22 protein-coding genes and 1 tRNA gene are annotated in these 21,621 nt (G+C 55.0%); 14 read left to right on the plus strand and 9 right to left on the minus strand.

Annotated elements, in window-relative coordinates; translation table 11 throughout:
* Nucleotides 1-6 precede the first annotated feature (6 nt).
* Genes fliI through fliF form a run of 4 tightly spaced genes read right to left on the minus strand, consistent with a single transcriptional unit; the run spans nucleotide 7 to nucleotide 4,750 of the window.
* Nucleotides 7-1,377 (minus strand): flagellar protein export ATPase FliI, encoded by a 1,371-nt coding sequence (fliI, locus tag AM329_RS03340; protein WP_032609583.1) that lies wholly within the window; start codon nucleotides 1,375-1,377, stop codon nucleotides 7-9.
* Nucleotides 1,377-2,084 carry a flagellar assembly protein FliH gene (gene fliH / locus AM329_RS03345; protein ID WP_032609581.1) on the minus strand — a complete coding sequence of 236 codons (708 nt, stop codon included), beginning with the start codon at nucleotides 2,082-2,084 and terminating at the stop codon, nucleotides 1,377-1,379. Before fliH ends, fliI begins: the two co-directional genes overlap by 1 nt.
* A complete protein-coding gene (gene fliG / locus AM329_RS03350) occupies nucleotides 2,077-3,075 on the minus strand; it encodes a flagellar motor switch protein FliG (RefSeq protein WP_003859608.1) in 999 nt (332 codons plus the stop codon). The genes fliH and fliG overlap by 8 nt, the downstream gene beginning before the upstream one ends.
* Nucleotides 3,068-4,750, minus strand: coding sequence for a flagellar basal-body MS-ring/collar protein FliF (gene fliF, locus AM329_RS03355; protein WP_022651464.1), 1,683 nt, complete (start codon nucleotides 4,748-4,750; stop codon nucleotides 3,068-3,070). Before fliF ends, fliG begins: the two co-directional genes overlap by 8 nt.
* Nucleotides 4,751-4,978: 228 nt before the next feature.
* Here fliF and fliE point away from each other — a divergent pair, with 228 nt between their 5' ends.
* The gene (fliE, locus tag AM329_RS03360) at nucleotides 4,979-5,293 is read left to right on the plus strand and encodes a flagellar hook-basal body complex protein FliE (protein WP_003859612.1); all 315 of its coding nucleotides are present in this window, start codon (nucleotides 4,979-4,981) and stop codon (nucleotides 5,291-5,293) included.
* 75 nt (nucleotides 5,294-5,368) lie between these two features.
* Nucleotides 5,369-5,782, plus strand: coding sequence for a lipoprotein YedD (yedD, locus tag AM329_RS03365; protein WP_032609579.1), 414 nt, complete (start codon nucleotides 5,369-5,371; stop codon nucleotides 5,780-5,782).
* Between the two features lie 445 nt (nucleotides 5,783-6,227).
* On the opposite strand, the gene amyA is transcribed toward yedD, so the two are convergent.
* The 4 genes from amyA to fliD all read right to left on the minus strand — a co-directional run bounded on the left by amyA (nucleotide 6,228) and on the right by fliD (nucleotide 10,038).
* On the minus strand, nucleotides 6,228-7,715 hold the full coding sequence (gene amyA, locus AM329_RS03370) for an alpha-amylase (protein WP_003859614.1): 1,488 nt from the start codon (nucleotides 7,713-7,715) through the stop codon (nucleotides 6,228-6,230).
* Between the two features lie 98 nt (nucleotides 7,716-7,813).
* On the minus strand, nucleotides 7,814-8,185 hold the full coding sequence (gene fliT, locus AM329_RS03375; protein WP_003859615.1) for a flagella biosynthesis regulatory protein FliT: 372 nt from the start codon (nucleotides 8,183-8,185) through the stop codon (nucleotides 7,814-7,816).
* Nucleotides 8,185-8,595 (minus strand): flagellar export chaperone FliS, encoded by a 411-nt coding sequence (gene fliS, locus AM329_RS03380; RefSeq protein WP_003859616.1) that lies wholly within the window; start codon nucleotides 8,593-8,595, stop codon nucleotides 8,185-8,187. Before fliS ends, fliT begins: the two co-directional genes overlap by 1 nt.
* A gap of 30 nt (nucleotides 8,596-8,625) precedes the next feature.
* A complete protein-coding gene (gene fliD / locus AM329_RS03385; protein WP_032609578.1) occupies nucleotides 8,626-10,038 on the minus strand; it encodes a flagellar filament capping protein FliD in 1,413 nt (470 codons plus the stop codon).
* Nucleotides 10,039-10,307: 269 nt separating this feature from the next.
* Here fliD and AM329_RS03390 point away from each other — a divergent pair, with 269 nt between their 5' ends.
* The 8 genes from AM329_RS03390 to sdiA all read left to right on the plus strand — a co-directional run bounded on the left by AM329_RS03390 (nucleotide 10,308) and on the right by sdiA (nucleotide 17,505).
* Nucleotides 10,308-11,654 (plus strand): flagellin, encoded by a 1,347-nt coding sequence (locus AM329_RS03390; RefSeq protein WP_032609576.1) that lies wholly within the window; start codon nucleotides 10,308-10,310, stop codon nucleotides 11,652-11,654.
* 163 nt (nucleotides 11,655-11,817) lie between these two features.
* Nucleotides 11,818-12,537 (plus strand): RNA polymerase sigma factor FliA, encoded by a 720-nt coding sequence (locus AM329_RS03395; RefSeq protein ID WP_003859623.1) that lies wholly within the window; start codon nucleotides 11,818-11,820, stop codon nucleotides 12,535-12,537.
* A gap of 54 nt (nucleotides 12,538-12,591) precedes the next feature.
* Nucleotides 12,592-13,143 carry a flagella biosynthesis regulatory protein FliZ gene (gene fliZ / locus AM329_RS03400; RefSeq protein WP_015570235.1) on the plus strand — a complete coding sequence of 184 codons (552 nt, stop codon included), beginning with the start codon at nucleotides 12,592-12,594 and terminating at the stop codon, nucleotides 13,141-13,143.
* Nucleotides 13,144-13,229: 86 nt separating this feature from the next.
* On the plus strand, nucleotides 13,230-14,030 hold the full coding sequence (tcyJ, locus tag AM329_RS03405) for a cystine ABC transporter substrate-binding protein (RefSeq protein WP_032609574.1): 801 nt from the start codon (nucleotides 13,230-13,232) through the stop codon (nucleotides 14,028-14,030).
* A 103-nt stretch (nucleotides 14,031-14,133) separates the two neighbouring features.
* Nucleotides 14,134-15,120, plus strand: a complete 987-nt coding sequence (dcyD, locus tag AM329_RS03410; protein WP_003859630.1) for a D-cysteine desulfhydrase — start codon at nucleotides 14,134-14,136, stop codon at nucleotides 15,118-15,120.
* A 21-nt stretch (nucleotides 15,121-15,141) separates the two neighbouring features.
* Nucleotides 15,142-15,810 carry a cystine ABC transporter permease gene (gene tcyL / locus AM329_RS03415; protein WP_003859632.1) on the plus strand — a complete coding sequence of 223 codons (669 nt, stop codon included), beginning with the start codon at nucleotides 15,142-15,144 and terminating at the stop codon, nucleotides 15,808-15,810.
* Nucleotides 15,807-16,559, plus strand: coding sequence for an L-cystine ABC transporter ATP-binding protein TcyN (tcyN, locus tag AM329_RS03420; RefSeq protein ID WP_003859634.1), 753 nt, complete (start codon nucleotides 15,807-15,809; stop codon nucleotides 16,557-16,559). The genes tcyL and tcyN overlap by 4 nt, the downstream gene beginning before the upstream one ends.
* Nucleotides 16,560-16,782: 223 nt before the next feature.
* Nucleotides 16,783-17,505, plus strand: a complete 723-nt coding sequence (gene sdiA, locus AM329_RS03425) for a transcriptional regulator SdiA (RefSeq protein ID WP_003859639.1) — start codon at nucleotides 16,783-16,785, stop codon at nucleotides 17,503-17,505.
* A 64-nt stretch (nucleotides 17,506-17,569) separates the two neighbouring features.
* Here sdiA and AM329_RS03430 read toward each other — a convergent pair whose 3' ends face one another.
* Complete coding sequence (locus AM329_RS03430; protein WP_003859644.1) at nucleotides 17,570-17,794, minus strand: DUF2594 family protein; 225 nt, start codon at nucleotides 17,792-17,794, stop codon at nucleotides 17,570-17,572.
* Between the two features lie 464 nt (nucleotides 17,795-18,258).
* Between AM329_RS03430 and uvrY the strand changes: the two genes are divergently transcribed.
* The 4 genes from uvrY to AM329_RS03450 all read left to right on the plus strand — a co-directional run bounded on the left by uvrY (nucleotide 18,259) and on the right by AM329_RS03450 (nucleotide 21,588).
* Nucleotides 18,259-18,915, plus strand: coding sequence for a UvrY/SirA/GacA family response regulator transcription factor (uvrY, locus tag AM329_RS03435; protein WP_003859647.1), 657 nt, complete (start codon nucleotides 18,259-18,261; stop codon nucleotides 18,913-18,915).
* The gene (gene uvrC, locus AM329_RS03440; RefSeq protein WP_032609572.1) at nucleotides 18,912-20,744 is read left to right on the plus strand and encodes an excinuclease ABC subunit UvrC; all 1,833 of its coding nucleotides are present in this window, start codon (nucleotides 18,912-18,914) and stop codon (nucleotides 20,742-20,744) included. Before uvrY ends, uvrC begins: the two co-directional genes overlap by 4 nt.
* Nucleotides 20,745-20,800: 56 nt before the next feature.
* Nucleotides 20,801-21,349 carry a CDP-diacylglycerol--glycerol-3-phosphate 3-phosphatidyltransferase gene (gene pgsA / locus AM329_RS03445; protein ID WP_003859652.1) on the plus strand — a complete coding sequence of 183 codons (549 nt, stop codon included), beginning with the start codon at nucleotides 20,801-20,803 and terminating at the stop codon, nucleotides 21,347-21,349.
* 163 nt (nucleotides 21,350-21,512) lie between these two features.
* Nucleotides 21,513-21,588 (plus strand) — tRNA-Gly (locus AM329_RS03450).
* Nucleotides 21,589-21,621: the final 33 nt, after the last annotated feature.

Raw genomic sequence — 21,621 nt, forward strand, 5'->3', positions numbered from 1 at the left:
CCTGTGTTACACCTGCGGGAAAATCAGCTCCAGTGCCTGGAGGGAATCTTCCCAGTCGGCGCGTTCAAAAATACCCTGTTGCAGAAATGCCTCCAGCTGCGGCCAGAGGGCAATCGCTTTATCGAGCATCGGGTCGCTGCCTTTGGCGTACGCCCCGACGCTTACCAGATCGCGGTTGCGCTGGAAGCTGGAGAGCAGTTGTTTGAAGTTACGCACGCGGGCGTAGTGTTGCTCGGTGATCAAGGCCGTCATCGCACGGCTGATCGACGCTTCAATATCAATCGCCGGGTAGTGCCCGGCTTCGGCCAGACGGCGCGACAGCACGATATGGCCGTCGAGGATCGCGCGCGCGGAGTCGGCAATCGGGTCCTGCTGGTCATCACCTTCGGTCAGTACCGTATAGAACGCGGTGATGGAGCCGCCGCCGCTGATGCCGTTCCCCGCGCGCTCAACCAACGCCGGGAGCTTGGCGAAGACCGACGGCGGGTAGCCTTTGGTCGCGGGCGGCTCGCCGATGGCCAGCGCAATCTCACGCTGCGCCATCGCGTAGCGGGTCAGGGAGTCCATAATCAGCAGCACGTGCTGGCCCCGGTCGCGGAAATCTTCCGCAATACGCGTGGCGTAGGCGGCACCCTGCATACGCAGCAGCGGCGACACGTCCGCAGGCGCCGCGATCACCACCGAGCGGGCGCGGCCCTCCGTACCCAGAATGTTTTCAATGAAATCTTTGACTTCGCGACCACGCTCACCAATCAGGCCAACGACGATCACGTCAGCCTGGGTATAACGCGCCATCATGCCGAGCAGGACCGATTTACCCACGCCGGAGCCGGCAAACAGCCCCATACGCTGGCCGCGTCCCACGGTGAGCAGGGCGTTAATCGGCCGCACGCCGGTATCCAGTACGTGCTCGATTGGCGTGCGTTGCAGCGGGTTGAAGGGTTGGGTGATCAGCGCGCCGGTTTCGGTGGTATCAGGGGAGGGCAGGCCATCAAGCGGTTTGCCGCTTCCGTCCAGGACGCGGCCCAGCAGCGCCGGACCGAGCGGCAGCTGTTTGCTGCTTTGCAGGCCGTCACCGCTGATGTTTTTCGCGTAGACGCGGGCGCCGGGCAAAATCCCTTCCACTTCTTCAAGGGGCATCAGAAACAGGCGCTGACCGTTGAACCCGACCACTTCGCTTTCCACTTCACGCGTCTCCCCCCCGTCCTGCCGCTCAATCACGCAGGTGGCGCCGAGCGGAAGTTGCAGCCCCGTGGCTTCCAGAACCAGACCGGTGGCGCGCGTCAGGCGTCCATAACGACGAACGGATGGCAGCTGCGCCATCTTCGTTTCAAAATTATCAAGCGTGTTAAGCCAGCGCGTAAGGCGAGCGGTCATCAGACGACTCCCGGTGCCGCCAGGCGGCACAGTTCTTGCCAGCGGGTCGCGACGCTGGCATCCAGATCGCCCTCATCCGCCGAGACCTTACAGCCTCCGTGATGAAGTGACGGATCGCCGCGCAGCCGCCAGCCGTGCAGGCTCAGCGTCGCGCCGAGGCTCTCTTCCACGCGCTGCAAATCATCAGGATGAACGCGCAGCTGCGGTTTGCCGCTGAACAGCGGCTCCTGCTGGAGTAGCCCCTGGATCTGCTTAATCAGCGCGGCGTTATCCACTATCGGCGTCTGGCCGATCACCTGACGGGCCGCCTCCAGCGCCATCTGCATCAGGCGCGAGGCAATCACGCTGTCGAGCGCATCCAGCGTATGCTGAAACTCGCTCACCAGCTGCTGCATGCGGGCATGTAGCGGCGCCTGCTGCTGGCGCGCCTGCTCGATGCCCTGCTCTAAACCTTTCGCCAGCCCTTCCTGATAACCCTGTGCGTGCCCGGTCTGACGGCCTTCGTTCATCCCTGCATTGAAGCCCTGTTCGTGCGCCTGCATTTGCATCTGGGCCAGCAACTGGGCGCGCTGTTCCTCTTCACTCAGCTCGGGTTCGCCCGCCCCGGCGTCGCCCTCGTCGGACGACACAACGGCAGGGTTGAACTCTGCGCTGGGAGGGGAGAGGTCGTCAGGCGTCCAGCGCTTCCACGACAGTTCATCAGACATAGGTGTCGTCTCCGCTGCCAATCACCATCTCGCCGGTTTCGGCCAGTCGACGAACAATAAGCAGGATCGCTTTCTGTTCGTTTTCCACCTGAGACAGACGTACCGGGCCACGGTTGGCCAGGTCGTCGCGCAGGATATCGGCCGCACGCTGGGACATGTTGCGCAGGAACTTCTCGCGCAGCGGCTGCTCGGCGCCTTTGAGGGCGATAAGCAGCGATTCGGAGTCCACCTCCTGAAGCAGGCGCTGGATGCTGCGGTCGTCCACTTCGACCAGGTTTTCGAACAGGAACATCTCGTCGATAATTTTCTGCGCCAGCTCGCCGTCGAACTCGCGTACCGCCGTAATAACCGCCTCTTCCTGCTGCGTTTTCATCAGGTTGATGATTTCCGCTGCCGTTCTCACGCCGCCCATTTTGCTGCGCTTGAGGTTCTGGCCGTCGAGCAGGTTGTTCAGCACTTCGGTCAGCTCCGCCAGCGCGGCTGGCTGGACGCCGCCGAAGGTGGCGATACGCAGCATCACGTCGTGGCGCAGGCGCTCGTCGAACAGCGCCAGAATATCGGCCGCCTGGCCCCGTTTGAGGTGGACCAGAATGGTGGCGATAATCTGCGGGTGCTCGTCGCGAATAAGATCGGCGGCGCTTTGCGGCTCCATAAAGTTGAGCGTTTCGATCCCACTGGCGGTGTCGCGCGTTTCGAGAATATCTTCCAGCAGGCTGGCGGCGCGCTCTTCGCCCAGCGCCTTAACCAGCACGGAGCGCAGGTATTCGTTGGCGTTGACGTTGAGGGCGGCAAACTGCTCGGCTTCCTGCTCAAACTCCGCCAGCACCTCGGTCAGCTGCTTGTTAGAGATCTGGCGCACGTTGGCCATCGCCGCGCTGAGGATCTGCACTTCTCGCTGGGAGAGGTGTTTAAACACCTCCGCCGCGCGATCTTCCCCAATGGTCATCAGCAGGATGACGCTCTTATCGGTGCCTGTAAGCGTATTACTCATGTTCGTTACCCATCCAACCGCGGATGACCAGCGCGACGACGCGCGGATCGTTATCTGACATTTCGCGAATGCGCTGGCTCATCACCTCTGCGCCCATGCGCTGGTTAGCACGACGCTGCTGCATCTGTTCATCTTTGCTGAGACGAACTTCAACCGCTTCTTCCTCGTCCGGACGCGCGTTCTTCTGTTCCAGCGCGGCTTTCTCGGCTTCAGCACGACGCTGTAGCTGAGGACGAACGCCCTTACGCCACAGCAGCCACGCGACAATCAGCACCAGCAGCCAGCGGCCTGCGGACATCAGCTGATCGAAGAACGCCTGCTGTTGCCAGAACGGCAGTTCGCCACCGGTCTCATCCACCGGGTTGAACGGTGAGTTCACAACGTTGAGGGTATCGCCACGTTTTTCAGAGAAGCCCATCGCTTCGCGGGTCAAATCTTCGATCTGCTTCATCTGCTCCGCCGTGAGCGGCAGCGGTTTACCGTCCGGCAGCGTTTTGTAGTTCACCACCACGGCAACAGAGAGACGCTGAATATCGCCCGTGTTCAGTTTGGTATGGCGGATGGTCCGGTCGACTTCGTAGTTGGTCGTTTCGTTACGGCTGCTGTTACGCGGGCCGGCACTGTTCGCGGTCGAGGTCGTCTGCTGATTCGTTTGCTGACCGTTCTGCGGGTTTGCCGGCGGGGTGGAGATTGGCGCGGCGTTGGCAGGCGCAGGCTGGTTAGAGAGCGCGCCCGGCACACCGCCAGGATACTGGCCGCCGACCTGTTCCGTCTCATTGATCTGACGCGAGCGTAACACGGCGCGGGAGGCATCCCCGTTCGGAGCGTACTGCTCTTCGGTCTGTTCTTTATTCGAGAAATCAATCTGCGCGGTGACCTGCGCGTGCACATTGCTGCTGCCGACCACCGGGCCCAGAATCGCTTCGATGCGACGCTGGAGACGGCCTTCCACATCCGCGGCGTATTTCAGCTGAGCGTCATTGAGATCGCGCCCGGCGGTGTTGGACTGCGTCAGCAGATGACCACTCTGATCCACCAGCGTGACGTTACCTGGTGGCAGACCGGCCACCGCGCTGGAAACCAGGTGCGTAACGGCGCTGATCTGCCCTTCATCCAGCGCACGGCCAGGTTCGAGGTTAACGGTCACAGAGGCAGAAGGGGACTTTTGTTCGCGGACAAACAGGGACGGCTTAGGCATCGCCAGGTGCACACGGGCACTTTTCACCGGGCCTAAGGTTTCAATCGTACGGGCCAGCTCACCTTCCAGCGCGCGTTGGTAGTTAACCTGCTCGCTGAACTGACTGATGCCGAATTTTTCCTGATCCAGCAGCTCAAACCCAACCGCGCCGCCTTTCGGCAGCCCCTGCTGGGCGAGACGCAGGCGAAGCTCGTGCACTTTATCTGCCGGTACTTCAAGTGCACCGCCGTTATCGGCAAAGCGATACGGGATGTTCATCTGGGTCAACTGGGTGACGATGGCACCGCCATCCTGGTCGGAAAGGTTGCTGTAGAGCGTGCGGTAATCGGGGCTTTTTGCCCATAAGACCATCGCGACAACGATCGCAATGGCGGCAGCGCCTGCCACAATCAACGGGATCTTAGGGTTGGCGCGAAGGCGGTTCATCCACTCGAGTGATTTATTCTGTGGCGCTGTCGATGCTGCTGTCGCACTCATTGCGCACCTCTTAAATCCTGGTGGTTTACGTTATTCGTGTAGAGAAACAAAACTGACTCCCGGGTCGGCAAACACGACAAAAGTTCCATACTGATGGCCCTGCCATTATTTGATGATTCGGGATTTTCTATGCGTCAAATAACCTGGTTTTTTAACGCTATTTACCGCCATTATCTTATTGACAAGCTGTTAGTCTTGACCTCGTAAAAAACCATCCAGGGGAGAGTCATGGCTATACAGGGCATTGAAGGGGTACTCAGTCAGTTACAGGCAACGGCGATGACCGCCCGTAATCAGAGCGTGGCTGACCAGCCGCCGGGCGTCAGTTTCGCCGGTCAACTGCATGCGGCGCTGGACCGGATCAGCGACAAGCAAAACGCGGCCCGTACCCAGGCTGAGAGATTTACCCTTGGCGAACCCGGCGTGGCGCTCAACGATGTGATGGCCGATCTGCAAAAAGCGTCGGTGTCATTGCAGATGGGGTTGCAGGTGCGTAACAAGCTGGTGTCGGCATACCAGGAAGTGATGGGGATGCAGGTTTAATCAATACCTATCTTACGCTGGCAGCCTGATGGCTTTAATGCCACAATATTTTTTTCTTCGCATGCAGGAAAGATGATGAAAAAAGTAGCAATTGTGGCTGCAATGCTGACGTTAGCGGGATGCGTTCAGGTCGAAAACTATCAGGAAGTGGTTAAGCATCCGGCACCTTCGCATCTGGCAGGTTACTGGCAGTCGAAAGGGCCGCAGAGCGCGATGGTGAGCCCGGAGGCGATTGCCACGCTGGTGGTGACGCCAGAGGGGGATACCCTGGATTGCCGTCAGTGGCAGCGCGTTATCGCGGTGCCGGGTAAGATCATGCTGCGTTCAGATGATTATTATAACGTGACGCGTAAGCTGGATGTCTATCCGCTGGAGCGTGATGGGGCGGCGCTGGATTATGACGGTATGGAACTGTACAAGGTTGACCGTCCAACGGTGGAATGCGCAGATTACCTGAGTAAGAATCCGCTGGAGAGTAAGCTTCCGTAACTTTTAACCCGAAGCAAAAAACTTGTTTGAGAACGACTGAAGGCTTTCAGCGATGCTCTGGTCCGGCTGTAAATCGCTGAGGCGTTTCCTGTAGGCCGGGGCGAGGCGCAGGGATGCGCCGAGAGGGCGGGCTTTACAGGGATGTTACCTCCGCCCGTCCCCGATAAGCCGGAAGGAATAAGCCGAAGGCACCGCGAAGCGGCGATTTTCCGCCGGAAGCCCGGGTCGCCAGGGTGGTGGCGACTGAGCCACCCTGGCACGTTCACCGGTTATGTTGTGACAGAGTAGCAAGGAACATAAAGTGAACGGAATGACCACCAGAGCCGTATGTTCCCCCTCACCCCAGCCCTCTCCCTCAAGGGAGAGGGGGCCGTCTGTGCAGACATTATTTTGTGAGGATGGCGTACGCTTCGGGAGCGGGTCCGCAGACCGCACTGTTCCAGCCCTACAGCGCGTCCTCAATCACCCAGACGCTGACGCTTCCCCCGTTACAGAAGAACGTCCCTTCGCCATCCGCCGCCGTGGTCACGGTTTCCTCGCGGTTGCCTAAAAAATCACGCCAGGTCTTATTGCCGTAATTTTCCCCGAGGCAGATCGTCTTCTCGCCGTCATCACCATTCGACAGCACCACCACACAGCCCGGGTGCTCCTCAGTCCCGCTGCGGCTGAACGCAATACAGTTTGGATGATCGAAAAACAGCGTCTGCACGCCGTGGGCAAAACGCTGCCGGGCGAGGATAAGCTCGTGGAGTTGTTCAATCACCGGCATATCGATGTGATACGTCTCGCCATCCCCGCCGGTGTCGTCATAGCTGGCGCCAAAAAGATCCGGGTAGAACACGCTCGGCACGCCGTTTTCACGCAGCAGGATGAGCGCGTAGGCCAGCGGTTTGAACCAGGCTTCAACTGGGGCTTCCAGCGCCTGCAAGGGTTGGGTGTCGTGGTTGGCAACCAGCGTCACGGCATGGAACGGATCGGCTTCCACCAGCGTACCGGTGAAAATCTGGCTCATATCGTAGTCGCGTCCCTGGCGTGAGGCTTCGTGAAATTTCATTTGCAGTGGCGCATCAAACAGCATGGTTTTGCCGTCCACCTGATTGATGTAGTGCTGCAATTTATCCACTTCGTGTGACCAGTATTCCGCCACGATAAACAGCGGCTGCGGGGCCACCTCCTGGACGTGCTCAATCCACTCTTTATAGAACCAGGCCGGGATGTGTTTTACCGCGTCAAGGCGGAAGCCGTCGCAGTGGGTTTGCTCCATCACCCAGCGCGCCCAGTATTTGATCTCCTCCGTCACCGCGTGGTTGCGAAAATCAATATTTTCACCCATCAGGTAATCGAAATTGCCCATCTCGTCGTCGACCTGATCGTTCCAGCCTTCGCCAGTGTAGTCGTTCACGATTTTGAAGATACCGTCCTCATTGGGGTTTTCAATGTGGTCGATACCGCTAAAGCATTTGTAATCCCAGATGAACTGCGAATACTGGCCGGCCCGAACGGGAAAGGTGTAGCGCGTCCAGGCTTCGCATTCGATGATCTCATCGCTGATTTGGGTGCGATCCTGCGCATCCACGCGCTGCACGCGGACGGGTTCCTTCTCATCGGCCCCCATTTTGTGGTTGACCACCACGTCCAGAAGCACCGCAATCTGGTTACTTTTTAAGGCGTTGATGGCCTCCAGCAACTGGGCTTTATCGCCGTATTTGGTGGCGACGCTGCCTTTCTGGTCAAACTCACCGAGGTCGAAAAGGTCATAAGAGTCATACCCGACGGAATAGCCGCCGGATGCCCCTTTGTAGGCCGGCGGTAACCAGACCATATTGATGCCGATTTCGTTCAGATTGGGGGCTAATGCCGTGACTTCTCGCCACAGTTCACCGCCGGTGGGGTAGTACCAGTGAAAACATTGTAAAAGTGTTGGGTTGCGCATGCACCATCTCCATGAGGTCGCGAAACTCAAGTATGGAGCAGGTTTGGCAGAAATGCCTGGCGAACGAAACGGTTAACGTTTGCCCGCCAGTTAAATGGCTAATTGATATCGCTATTACTTTGCGGAACCAGGACATGACCGCCCTGGTTACCGTAGGTGGAGAGAACGGTTTTCTGGATGGAGGATTGACCAACCAGCTTCGCCAGTTCATCCATTCTGGCTTGCAGCAACGTTTTTACCTGGCCTTCGTTGTCCAGGATCACCCGCAGCGTCGGGCGAAGCTGCTCCTGAATCTGCGTCGAAGGTTCACTTTCCTGAGTGAGACGAGCCAGTGAGTGCACCGCATTAACATAGTCGGTTTCACAGATGATCAGATCATCCCATAGTCCCTGCCGGGCCAGTCGCAACATCAACTGGCTCTGCTCAAGGAGTTGCTGATAAAGGGCATAAAGTTGCGGTGCGTTACTCATTAGACGGCGTCCTGCATCAGTTGTGGCGTACCGGCAACCTCCTTCCACCCGTCAGCGATATTGCGCAGCAGGTTTTCCACCTCTTCGATGGCGCTGGCGTCGTTATTCACGTTGGCGTGCAGGAGGCGACGTACCATATAGGCATAAAGGGCAATCAGGTTTTGCGTAAGCTCATCCCCGTTATTTTCCACCAGGCCAACCTTCAGCCCGTTTTCGATAATGTTGATGGCTTTTGAGAGCGCCAGCCCTTTTGCCGGGATATTACCGTCTGCCAGGAACAGACGCGCGCGTACCAGCGCGCTGAGGGCTCCATCAAATAGCATGATAACCAGCTGCTGCTGGCTGGCGCTCATCACCGCGCTTTCAACTTCTATCTTTGCGTAGGCTTGCGTGCCTTTTGCGCCGTACATGTTATCCCCCTCGGGTCTGATTAGCGTTTACTACTTGTTGCTGGACGTATTTTCGAACTGCTGCGTCAGGTAGCTGCTGGTGTTGTTCAGCGAGGTCATCAGTACGTCCAGCTGGGTAAACTGGGCTTTGTACTGTGCCACTCTTGCGTCAATACGTTCGCTCACGGCGTTATATTGATCCGTTAACTTGTTCAGCGTTTTGCTGACGCCATCTTTGGCTGCCTGGATAATGCCTTTACTGGAAAGCCAGTCAGTCAGATGGGTGGCCATGGTGGTGGTGATCCCGGTGGTTTTACCGTCACCCACAACCAAATCTTTCACGGCAGACGGGTTCTCCGTCAGCGCTTTTTTCAGCTTGTCGCTGTCCAGCTCCAGCTTGCCCGTGCTTGGATCTGAAGTAATACCGACCTGAGACAGCGTTTTATAGGCGGTTCCGCCGACAGAGTTGCCCAGCATGGTTTTCAGCTGCGTCTGGATAGTACGCAGCGTACTGTCTCCGAGCAGGGCGCCGTTGCTGGAGTCCTGCGCATCTGTACCTGCATCAACAGCCGTATATTTGGTTAATGATGCAAAGCTGTCCTGAAGGGTGTTGTAGGCATCCACCCAGGCTTTCATCGCCGTTTCCGCTTTCGACGTATCTTTAGCGATCGTCAGCGTCTGGTTACCGGTGGTGACATCGTTCAGGTTCAGGGTGATATCTTCCAGCGCATCGCTTATGGTGTTGCTGCTGTTTTCGATATCGACGTTATTCACCTTCAGCTTCGCGTTCTGCGCGGTGACGCTTTCCGTCATGCCGTTGCTGGCATCGGTGCTGGTGCCGTTGTAACCCATAAAGGATTGCAGGGCGCTGTCGCCGCTCACGCTGATGCTGACCGCGTTGTCCGCCCCGGTTTCGGTGGAGGTGATGGACAGACGATACTGACCATTACCGACGTTAATAATACTGGCGGTCACGCCGGCGTCAGCTTTGTTAATCGCATCGCGAATGCCGGTCAGCGAGGAGTTTGCCGCGCTGATATCGACGGTCACCGGATCTTTACCGTTACCGGCGGTAAAGGTGATCTTGCTGTCAGCCGTGGCAATGGCCGTTTTGGTATCCGGCTGCGCATTTTTGGTCGTCAGGGTTTGCGCCTGCGCCAGCTGCGACACGCTGATGGTGTATTTACCGGCAATCGCGCTGCCGGTAGTGGTGGCGCTGAATGCCGTGGAGCTGCTCGACGTGCTGGTCGCCGTAAACAGGTCGGCTTTATTCAGCGCGGTGTTGGCAGTCTGAAAGGCTTCCAGTGAACTCTTCAACGTGCCGTAAGCGCTCAGCTTGGCGGTATAAGATGACTGTTGTTTGGAAATCGGCGTCAGCTGCTCTTTTTCGGCCTTGGTCAGACTATCCAGAATGTCTGCTAACTTAAGACCCGATCCAATCCCCAATGATGAAATACTTGCCATATTTATTCCTTAATCTATCGACACGTAGAACGAATAGTGGGGTTATCGGCCTTAATGGGGGAAAGTTTACGGTTAATTTCTTTTTTTTAATGGCGGGAATAACGGTAATAGAGAAGAGCTTTTCCGTGGCTAAAAAAATTAACGCGATCCTGAAAAAAAATCTAAAGGTTGTTTTGGACCAGACGATAACACCTTTGACGGCGATGAAGCCGAAGGGTGGAAACCCAAATCTAACCAAACAGATTTGATGAACAACAGGAATCGAAATCATGGCACAAGTCATTAATACCAACAGCCTCTCGCTGATCACTCAGAACAACATCAACAAGAACCAGTCCGCTCTGTCTTCTTCTATCGAGCGTCTGTCTTCTGGTCTGCGTATCAACAGCGCGAAAGATGACGCTGCGGGCCAGGCTATCGCTAACCGCTTCACCTCTAACATCAAAGGTCTGACTCAGGCTGCACGTAACGCTAACGACGGTATCTCTCTGGCGCAGACCACTGAAGGCGCGCTGTCTGAAATCAACAACAACCTTCAGCGTATCCGTGAGCTGACCGTTCAGTCTCAGACTGGCACCAACTCCGATTCTGACCTGTCTTCAATCCAGGACGAAATCAAATCCCGTCTGTCTGAAATCGACCGTGTATCTGGTCAGACTCAGTTCAACGGCGTGAACGTGCTGGCTAAAAACGGTTCTATGTCAATTCAGGTTGGCGCGAATGATGGTCAGACTATCAACATCGACCTACAGCAAATTGACTCTTCAACGCTGGGTCTGAACGGTTTCTCTGTTTCCAAAAATAGCCTGTCAGTGGGTGCGAGCATTACTCAAGTTGTCGACAATGGTTCAACTGGTACAGCCGGTTCTATGGTTGACGTTAATCTGAGCGATGTTGCTAAGAACTTGGGTGTTGATGCAAGCACGCTGTCTCTGCACAATGTTACTGGTACAGATCAGTATGTTGTTCAGTCTGGTAGTGATTATTACTCAGTGTCTGTTGGCGATAGCAGTGTAACTGCTGGCGATGCTGGTAAGGTGAAATTAAACACCACTGATGTTACGTATGGTGATTATGCGAATGGTATTGCTTCTAACGGAGCAACTATGAGCGATCAGTACATTAAAGTTGGTGTTGACTCTACCACGAAAGCTGTATCTGCTTTCGTTACCATTCAAGGCAAAAACTTTGCAGTTAATGCTGATGGCCTGGATAACAGCAAGAACTCTGCCGCAGCGACAACTGCTACCACAACTGCTAATATTGAACTTAGCAATATTACTAACGCCGCGGGTGCTGTTACTACTGCTGCAACTGGTCAGTTCAGTGGTTCCGCATCAGCAGATCCACTGGCTCTGCTGGACAAAGCAATCGCGTCCGTAGACAAATTCCGTTCTTCACTGGGTGCGGTTCAGAACCGTCTGAGCTCTGCCGTAACCAACCTGAACAACACCACCACCAACCTGTCTGAAGCGCAGTCCCGTATTCAGGACGCCGACTATGCGACCGAAGTGTCCAACATGTCTAAAGCGCAGATCGTTCAGCAGGCCGGTAACTCCGTGCTGTCCAAAGCTAACCAGGTTCCTCAGCAGGTTCTGTCTCTGCTGCAAGGCTAATCGCCTGATTACGCTTAAACCCCGCTTCGGCGGGGTTTTTTCTGTCCGCATTTACGCGTAACCCCCCAAATAACCCCTCATTTCACCCACTATTCACCCGATTAAAACCCCTCCAGAATCGGATAATCATGCCGATAACTCAACTAACGCAGGGCTGTTTATCGTGAATTCACTCTATACCGCTGAAGGTGTAATGGATAAACACTCGCTGTGGCAGCGTTATGTTCCGCTGGTGCGTCACGAAGCATTGCGCCTCCAGGTGCGTTTGCCGGCGAGCGTGGAACTGGACGATCTGCTACAGGCGGGCGGTATCGGGTTATTGAATGCAGTTGACCGGTACGACGCTCTGCAAGGAACGGCATTTACGACTTACGCAGTGCAGCGTATTCGTGGTGCGATGCTGGACGAGCTGCGCAGCCGCGACTGGGTGCCGCGCAGCGTTCGCCGCAACGCGCGCGAAGTGGCGCATGCGATGGGGCAGCTGGAACAGGAACTGGGGCGCAACGCGACGGAAACCGAAGTGGCGGAGCGTCTGGGCATTCCTGTAGAAGAGTATCGCCAGATGTTGCTCGATACCAATAACAGCCAACTCTTCTCTTATGATGAGTGGCGCGAAGAGCATGGCGATAGCATCGAGCTGGTGACGGATGAACATCAGCAAGAAAACCCGTTACACCACTTACTGGAAGGGAATTTACGCCAGCGCGTGATGGAAGCGATTGAAGCTTTACCGGAACGTGAGCAACTGGTGTTAACCCTCTATTACCAGGAAGAGCTCAATCTCAAAGAGATTGGCGCTGTGCTGGAGGTGGGCGAGTCACGGGTGAGCCAGCTGCACAGCCAGGCCATTAAACGCCTGCGCACAAAACTGGGTAAGTTATAGGTGAGTCATTCGCCTTGGAAATGCCGCACAACGTATTGACAACCAGGAGTTATCATGACGGTGCAGCAATCTAAAAGACGGCCTTTAAGCCGCTACCTGAAAGACTTTAAACACAGCCAGACGCATTGCGCCCACTGTAAAAAATTACTCGACCGCATCACGCTGGTTCGTCGCGGTGAAATCGTGAATAAGATTGCGATTTCCCGCCTCGATACGCTGATGGATGAAGCCGCCTGGCTTGAAGAGCAAAAAGAGTGGGTAGCGCTTTGCCGTTTCTGTGGCGATCTCCATTGCAAAGAGCAAAGCGACTTCTTCGATATTATCGGCTTCAAGCAGTTCCTGTTTGAACAAACCGAGATGAGTCACGGCACCGTGCGTGAATACGTGGTTCGCCTGCGCCGCCTGGGTCAGCATTTGACCATGCAAAATATCTCCCGCGATCTGCTGACGACCGGATACCTGGATGAAAATCTGGAGCCCTGGCTGCCCGCCACCAGTACCAACAATTACCGCATCGCGCTGCGAAAGTATGCACAATATAAAGTCCAGATGCCGGGCGTCATAAAGCAGAAAGTCCGCGCCGGAACAACTTCTGATATATATTAAAAAAGAATAAGATGTAGCGCAGCCGCCTTTGACGTTGCAGGCGATTTCTCTACACTACTCAAAAATTCCACTGTATCGGAGTACTTATGAAATTAGCACTTCTGGGTCGTCAGGCGCTGATGGGGATAATGGCCGTTGCGCTGGTCGCGGGGATGAGCGTGAAAACGTTCGCGGCAGAGAATCTGCTCAACAAAGTTAAAGAGCGCGGCACGCTGCTGGTTGGGCTGGAAGGAACCTATCCTCCGTTCAGCTTCCAGGGTGACGACGGTAAACTGACCGGTTTTGAAGTGGAGTTTGCGCAGGAGCTGGCAAAACACCTCGGCGTTAAAGCCTCCCTGAAACCCACCAAATGGGATGGGATGCTGGCGTCACTGGATTCCAAACGTATTGACGTGGTGATTAACCAGGTAACCATTTCTGACGAACGTAAGAAGAAGTATGACTTCTCCACGCCGTACACCGTGTCCGGTATTCAGGCGCTGGTGAAGAAAGGTAACGAAGGCAGTATCAAGTCCGCAGCGGATCTGAAAGGTAAGAAAGTCGGCGTCGGTCTGGGCACCAACTACGAAGAGTGGCTGCGCCAGAACGTGCAGGGCGTGGACATCCGTACCTACGATGATGACCCGACGAAATACCAGGATCTGCGCGTAGGCCGTATCGACGCCATTCTGGTTGACCGCCTGGCAGCGCTGGATCTGGTGAAGAAAACCAACAATTCCCTGGCTGTCGCGGGTGATGCGTTCTCCCGTCAGGAGTCCGGCGTGGCGGTGCGTAAGGGTAACGAGGATCTGCTGAAAGCCATCGATGGCGCCATTGCTGAGATGCAGAAAGACGGTAGCCTGAAGGCGCTTTCTGAGAAGTGGTTCGGCGCAGACGTGACGAAATAAGTCTCTGACTGACAAAAAAAGGCGCTTTTAAAAGCGCCTTTTTTATTTCTCGCGCGTCTGCGTGCATAATGAAATAACAATTGTTTGCGTGACCGGAGGAACCATGTCACTACAGAATTTAACGCGCTTTCCCCGTCTGGAATTTATCGGCGCACCCACGCCGCTGGAGTTTCTCCCGAGATTTTCTGACTATCTGGGGCGCGATATTTTCATTAAGCGTGACGATGTGACGCCCATGGCGATGGGCGGGAATAAGCTGCGCAAGCTGGAATTTCTCGCCGCCGATGCCCTGCGCGAGGGGGCGGATACGCTGATCACCGCCGGGGCAATTCAGTCTAACCACGTTCGCCAGACGGCGGCAGTGGCGGCGAAGCTGGGGCTCCACTGCGTAGCCCTGCTGGAGAACCCGATCGGGACGCAGGCAGAGAATTACCTGACTAACGGTAACCGTCTGCTGCTGGATCTGTTCAACGTGCAGGTTGAAATGGTCGACGCGTTGACCGACCCGGCAGCACAGCTCGACGAGCTGGCGACGCGTCTGGAAGCGCAGGGTTTTCGTCCGTACGTGATCCCGGTTGGCGGCTCGAATGCGCTGGGTGCCCTCGGCTATGTTGAGAGCGCGCTGGAAATCGCTCAGCAGTGCGAAGGCGCGGTAAGTTTATCCTCGGTGGTGGTGGCGTCCGGCAGTGCGGGGACCCATGCCGGTTTAGCGGTCGGGCTTGAGCAGCTGATGCCGGAGGTCGAGCTGATTGGCGTGACGGTTTCCAGAAGCGTTGCGGACCAAAAGCCGAAAGTCGTCACCCTGCAACAGGCGGTGGCTGAACAGCTTGCGCTTCAGGCGAAGGCGGAAATATTGCTGTGGGATGACTATTTCGCGCCGGGCTATGGCACCCCCAATGATGAAGGGATGGAGGCCGTTAAGCTGCTGGCCCGTCTCGAAGGTATTCTGCTTGACCCGGTCTATACCGGTAAGGCAATGGCGGGCCTGATCGACGGCATCGCCCGGAAGCGCTTTAAGGATGAAGGACCTATTTTGTTTGTTCATACTGGCGGAGCGCCTGCGCTGTTTGCCTATCATCCTCATGTCTAAAAATCAGGTAGAAAAATAATAATGCAAGAAAGTATTCAACTGGTTATTGATTCGCTGCCGTTCTTGCTTAAAGGCGCGGTGTTTACTTTACAGCTCAGTATCGGCGGGATGTTCTTCGGGCTGGTGCTCGGGTTTGTGCTGGCACTGATGCGCATGTCCAACATCTGGCCGGTGCGGTGGCTGGCGCGGTTTTACATCTCCGTGTTCCGCGGAACGCCGCTTATCGCTCAGCTGTTTATGATTTACTACGGGCTGCCACAGTTCGGTATCGAGCTGGATCCGATCCCGGCGGCGATGATTGGCCTGTCGCTGAATACGGCGGCGTACACCTCTGAAACGCTGCGTGCGGCGATCTCCTCCATCGATAAAGGGCAGTGGGAAGCGGCGGCCAGTATCGGGATGACCCCGTGGCAGACGCTGCGCCGGGCGATCCTGCCCCAGGCGGCGCGCGTGGCGCTGCCGCCGCTGAGCAACAGCTTTATCAGCCTGGTGAAAGACACCTCCCTTGCGGCGACCATTCAGGTGCCGGAGCTGTTCCGTCAGGCGCAGCTGATCACCTCGCGTACGCTGGAAGTGTTTACTATGTATCTGGCGGCCTCGCTGATTTACTGGGTGATGGCGACGGTGCTGTCCGCTCTGCAAAACTATTTTGAAAACCAGCTTAACCGCCAGGAGCGTGATCCAAAATGAGTGCAATTGACGTCAAAAACCTGGTGAAAAAATTCCACGGGCAAACGGTGCTGCATGGCATTGATCTTGAGGTTGAGCAGGGCGAAGTGGTGGCAATTATCGGCCCGAGCGGGTCAGGCAAAACCACGCTGCTGCGCAGCATCAATTTACTGGAGCAGCCCGAAGGCGGGACGATCCGCGTGGGTGATATCACCATTGATACCGGGAAACCTATCAGCCAGCAAAAAGGGCTGATTCGCCGCCTGCGCCAGCATGTCGGCTTCGTGTTCCAGAGCTTTAATCTCTTCCCGCACCGCACGGTGCTGGAAAACATTATTGAAGGGCCGGTCATCGTCAAGGGGGAACCTAAGGAAGACGCCACGGTCCGCGCCCGCGAGCTGCTGGCGAAGGTTGGCCTGGCAGGGAAGGAGACGAGCTATCCGCGTCGCTTATCTGGCGGGCAGCAGCAGCGTGTCGCTATTGCACGCGCGCTGGCGATGCGCCCTGATGTGATCCTGTTTGACGAACCCACATCCGCGCTCGATCCTGAGCTGGTCGGGGAAGTGCTGAACACCATCCGACAGCTGGCGCAGGAGAAACGCACGATGGTGATTGTGACGCATGAAATGAGCTTCGCCCGCGACGTTGCCGATCGGGCTATTTTCATGGATCAGGGGAGAATAGTTGAGCAGGGGCCAGCTAAAGCGCTGTTTGCCAATCCGCAGCAGCCCCGTACCCGTCAGTTCCTTGAAAAATTCTTGATGCAGTAGCATTTTAGCGTTCAATTTGCTCCAGATGCCGCTTCTGGAGCAAATAATCCTCCCTTAAACTCCGTTCTGTTGCTTTTTTATTCCGCCTGAAGTGGATAAGCCATCGCCAAATTAAAGATAATCTGCCTGTGGCCGATATTTTATATAAATAATCATGCTAAATGTGTTAGGTTATATTCACCATAATAATGATTATCTTTATCAGAGGCTTCATTCGGCAAGTATGAGGGATATAGACTTTTTCACCTGGCGACGGGAATGCGTCCTCCGGTTTCAGCAAATGACCTGTGCTGACGAGGTATATCAGGAACTTCAGCGACAAACGCAGGCGCTTGAATTCGATTATTATGCGCTTTGTGTTCGACACCCTGTGCCATTTACCCGCCCGCGAACATCCGTCCATTCCAGTTATCCGCAACAATGGATGGCGCAATATCAATCCGAGAATTATTTCGCCATTGACCCGGTACTGAAGCCGGAGAATTTCATTCAGGGACATTTGCCCTGGACGGATGAATTATTCACGGATGCCCAGCAATTATGGGACGGCGCGCGGGACCACGGTTTACGCAAGGGAATAACGCAGTGTCTGATGATGCCAAATCATGCGCTCGGTTTCCTTTCCGTGTCATGTACCAGCTTACAGGCACACTCGATATCCAGTGAAGAAGTTGAGCTGCGTTTACAAATGCTGGTCCAGATGGCGCTCACTACGCTGTTGCGCTTTGAACATGAGACGGTGATGCCGCCTGAAATGAAATTCAGCAAGCGTGAACGGGAAATTCTGAAGTGGACCGCAGAAGGGAAGACGTCGGCAGAAATCGCCATCATTCTTTCCATCTCGGAAAATACCGTCAATTTCCACCAGAAGAATATGCAGAAGAAATTCAACGCACCGAATAAGATCCAGATAGCGTGTTATGCCGCGGCGACGGGACTTATCTGACTGATATCATGTTCTGCGTGTCAGACGAGAAAACGGCTGAATGCTTTGCATCCAGCCGTTTTTGTTACTGGCGGTAGGCTTGTTTAATTTGCTTAACCGTATTGGCAAAAACAGCGGATTCCGCCTGGTCTTCCATCTGCGCGATCTGTTTTTCCATTTTAATGATCACACGACCAGCATCAGCCTGGCCCATCGCCTGTAGCATAAGCGTCAGCAGCGACTTCAGGCAGTTTACTTCCTGTGCCAGTTCCTGGTTATTCTCGGCAGTGGCAAATTCAGGTGTGCTCATTTATTTTCCTCATTATAAAACAGCGCATGAGCGCGACGATGAAAGTTAAGGCGGCGGAGTATACCACAAGCTATGGCAAAAAATGCAGTGGTTGTTTTTTATACTTGTCGCGCCGCGATTATTGGTCGACGCGGATTATGAAGGTACTCTGTCCAATATGTTAGCGGTAATTAAATGTTTATCCCCGGTTCGTCATTCGTTAATTGTTGTTACAAAAAATCGCGCGCTCTTTTTCGTTTGAGTTAACAACTGTTTTAGTAACTTTTTGAATATCGATGCTAGAAAATAGCGGTAAAAGCCCAGCGGACAAGGGTTTTCTTTCCACTTGCTGTACAGCCTAATTTCCAAAAACGAGACCAGAATCGTATAGCCGATTTTTTAGCGTTTTAATCTTGCATGGAAAACCGTTAATATAAACCCAATTAGCAGTCAGTAGCGTTATCCCTATTCTGGAGACATTTCCTTTGATCAACGTCCTTCTTGTTGATGACCACGAACTGGTGCGCGCAGGGATACGACGCATTCTTGAAGATATAAAGGGTATTAAAGTTGCCGGCGAGGCGTGCTGTGGCGAAGATGCCGTCAAATGGTGTCGCGCTAACTCCGCAGACGTGGTGCTGATGGATATGAACATGCCCGGTATTGGCGGGCTTGAAGCCACGCGCAAAATCGCGCGCATGTTCGTTGATACCAAAGTTATCATGCTGACCGTCCATACCGAAAATCCGCTGCCTGCCAGGGTTATGCAGGCGGGTGCTGCCGGGTATCTCAGTAAAGGCGCCGCGCCGCAGGAAGTTGTCAATGCGATCCGCACCGTATACGCCGGGCAGCGTTACATCGCTTCTGATATTGCTCAACAGATGGCTCTGAGTCAGATTGAACCGGAAAAAACGGAATCTCCGTTTGCCAGTTTGTCTGAGCGCGAATTGCAGATTATGCTGATGATCACTAAAGGTCAGAAGGTGAATGAGATCTCAGAGCAGTTGAATCTCAGCCCGAAAACGGTCAACAGCTATCGCTATCGGATGTTCAGTAAATTGAACATTCACGGTGATGTCGAACTGACTCACCTGGCCATTCGCCATGGTTTGTGCAATGCGGAGTCGTTAATAAGTCAGTGAGTGAAGCGTTCGATTCAAAAGCATTTCTAAAAACCGTCACCAGCCAGCCGGGCGTCTACCGAATGTACGACGCTGGCGGTACGGTTATCTATGTCGGTAAGGCAAAAGATCTGAAAAAACGCCTTTCCAGCTATTTCCGCAGCAATCTTGCCTCTCGTAAAACCGAAGCACTGGTCGCACTCATCCACAACATTGATGTCACCGTGACGCACACGGAAACGGAAGCGCTGCTGCTTGAGCACAACTATATCAAGCTGTATCAGCCGCGCTACAACGTCCTGCTGCGCGATGATAAGTCCTACCCGTTTATCTTCCTGAGCGGTGATACCCATCCTCGCCTGGCGATGCATCGTGGCGCTAAGCATGCGAAGGGTGAATACTTTGGCCCTTTCCCGAACGGTTATGCCGTACGCGAAACGCTGGCGCTGTTGCAAAAAATCTTCCCCGTTCGCCAGTGTGAAAACAGCGTCTACCGCAACCGTTCCCGGCCGTGCCTGCAATATCAGATTGGCCGCTGCCTGGGGCCGTGCGTTGAAGGGCTGGTAAGCGAAGAAGAGTACGCGCAGCAGGTGGAATATGTCCGCCTGTTTTTAGCCGGGAAAGACGATCAGGTGCTGACGCAACTGATTACTCGTATGGAAAAAGCCAGCGCGGCGCTGGAATTTGAAGAGGCCGCACGCATCCGCGACCAGATCCAGGCGGTGCGCAGGGTGACCGAGAAGCAGTTTGTTTCTAATACGGGCGACGACCTCGATGTTATCGGCGTAGCCTTTGACGCCGGTCTGGCCTGTGTTCACGTGCTGTTCATTCGTCAGGGCAAAGTGCTCGGCAGCCGCAGCTACTTCCCGAAAGTGCCGGGCGGCACTGAGCTGGGTGAAGTGGTGGAGACTTTTGTCGGCCAGTTTTATTTGCAGGGCAGCCAGATGCGTACGCTGCCCTCGGAGATCCTTCTAGACTTCACGCTCGACGATAAAACCCTGCTGGCAGATTCGCTTTCAGAGCTGGCAGGCCGCCGGGTGAATGTCCAGACGAAACCGCGGGGCGATCGCGCGCGTTATCTGAAGCTGGCGCGAACCAATGCCGCCACGGCGCTGACCACCAAACTGTCCCAGCAGTCGACCGTCACCCAGCGTTTAACCGCCCTTGCTACGCTGCTCAAGCTGCCGGAAGTGAAACGCATGGAATGCTTCGACATCAGCCATACGATGGGTGAGCAGACCGTGGCGTCGTGTGTGGTCTTTGATGCGAATGGCCCCCTGCGGGCAGAGTATCGTCGCTATAACATCACCGGCATTACGCCCGGTGACGATTATGCCGCCATGAACCAGGTGCTGCGCCGTCGCTATGGTAAAGCGATTGAAGAGAGCAAAATCCCGGACGTTATCCTTATCGACGGCGGGAAAGGGCAGTTGGGGCAGGCGAAGGCGGTATTCGAATCGCTCGACGTAGAGTGGGACAAGAACCATCCGCTGCTGCTAGGGGTAGCGAAGGGGGCAGATCGTAAGGCTGGCCTGGAAACGCTGTTCTTTGAGCCGGAAGGCGAGGGCTTTAGCCTGCCGCCGGATTCCCCTGCGCTGCACGTGATCCAGCATATTCGCGATGAGTCGCACGATCATGCTATCAGCGGGCACCGTAAAAAACGGGCGAAAGTGAAAAATACCAGTACCCTTGAGACGATTGAAGGCGTCGGGCCAAAACGTCGCCAGATGCTGTTGAAGTATATGGGCGGATTGCAAGGATTACTCAACGCCAGTATGGAAGAAATTGCAAAAGTGCCGGGTATTTCGCAAGGGCTGGCAGAAAAGATCTACTACTCGTTGAAACATTGAGGGCTCTGTAGCAACATAGAGCTAAATTTTACTGACAACAGACAGTTACCGTCATCATGCGATTTAATATCCCTACGTTGCTCACTCTCTTTCGCGTTGTGCTCATTCCGTTCTTCGTCCTGGCATTTTACCTGCCGGTCGTCTGGGCGCCTTTTGCCTGTGCGCTTATTTTCCTGATCGCTGCCGTGACGGACTGGTTTGACGGTTATCTGGCGCGTCGCTGGAACCAGAGCACCCGCTTTGGCGCATTCCTCGATCCGGTTGCGGATAAGGTGATGGTAGCAATCGCGATGGTGCTGGTGGCGGAACATTATCATACCTGGTGGGTGACGCTGCCTGCCGCGACCATGATTGGACGTGAGATTATTATCTCTGCCCTGCGCGAGTGGATGGCGGAGCTGGGTAAACGCAGCAGCGTGGCGGTGTCCTGGATTGGGAAAGTTAAAACCACTGCGCAGATGGCGGCGCTGGTGTGGATGCTGTGGCGTCCGAATGCCTGGGTAGAGTGGGCTGGCATTGGTCTGCTGTGGGTTGCGGCGGTGCTGACATTGTGGTCAATGCTGCAATATTTGAACGCTGCGCGCGGTGATTTGCTTGAACAGTGATCGTTTCGGCTTAATTTTCAGCAAACGATCCTGAGATGCAAAAAATAACGTTGACTCATAACGTCATATCAGTAGAATGCAACGCATCGAACGGCGGCACAGTTAGCCGGACGATAATGAAATCAAGTGGTTAGGAAGTCGTTAAATAGTTACTTGATGACATGCGGGAATAGCTCAGTTGGTAGAGCACGACCTTGCCAAGGTCGGGGTCGCGAGTTCGAGTCTCGTTTCCCGCTCCAGATTAAAGCATCGGCAGTTTGCGGGTGCAGGTC

It is taken from the genome of Enterobacter cloacae complex sp. AR_0002 (genome assembly GCF_001922365.1).
GTDB classification, from domain to species: domain Bacteria; phylum Pseudomonadota; class Gammaproteobacteria; order Enterobacterales; family Enterobacteriaceae; genus Enterobacter; species Enterobacter hormaechei_C.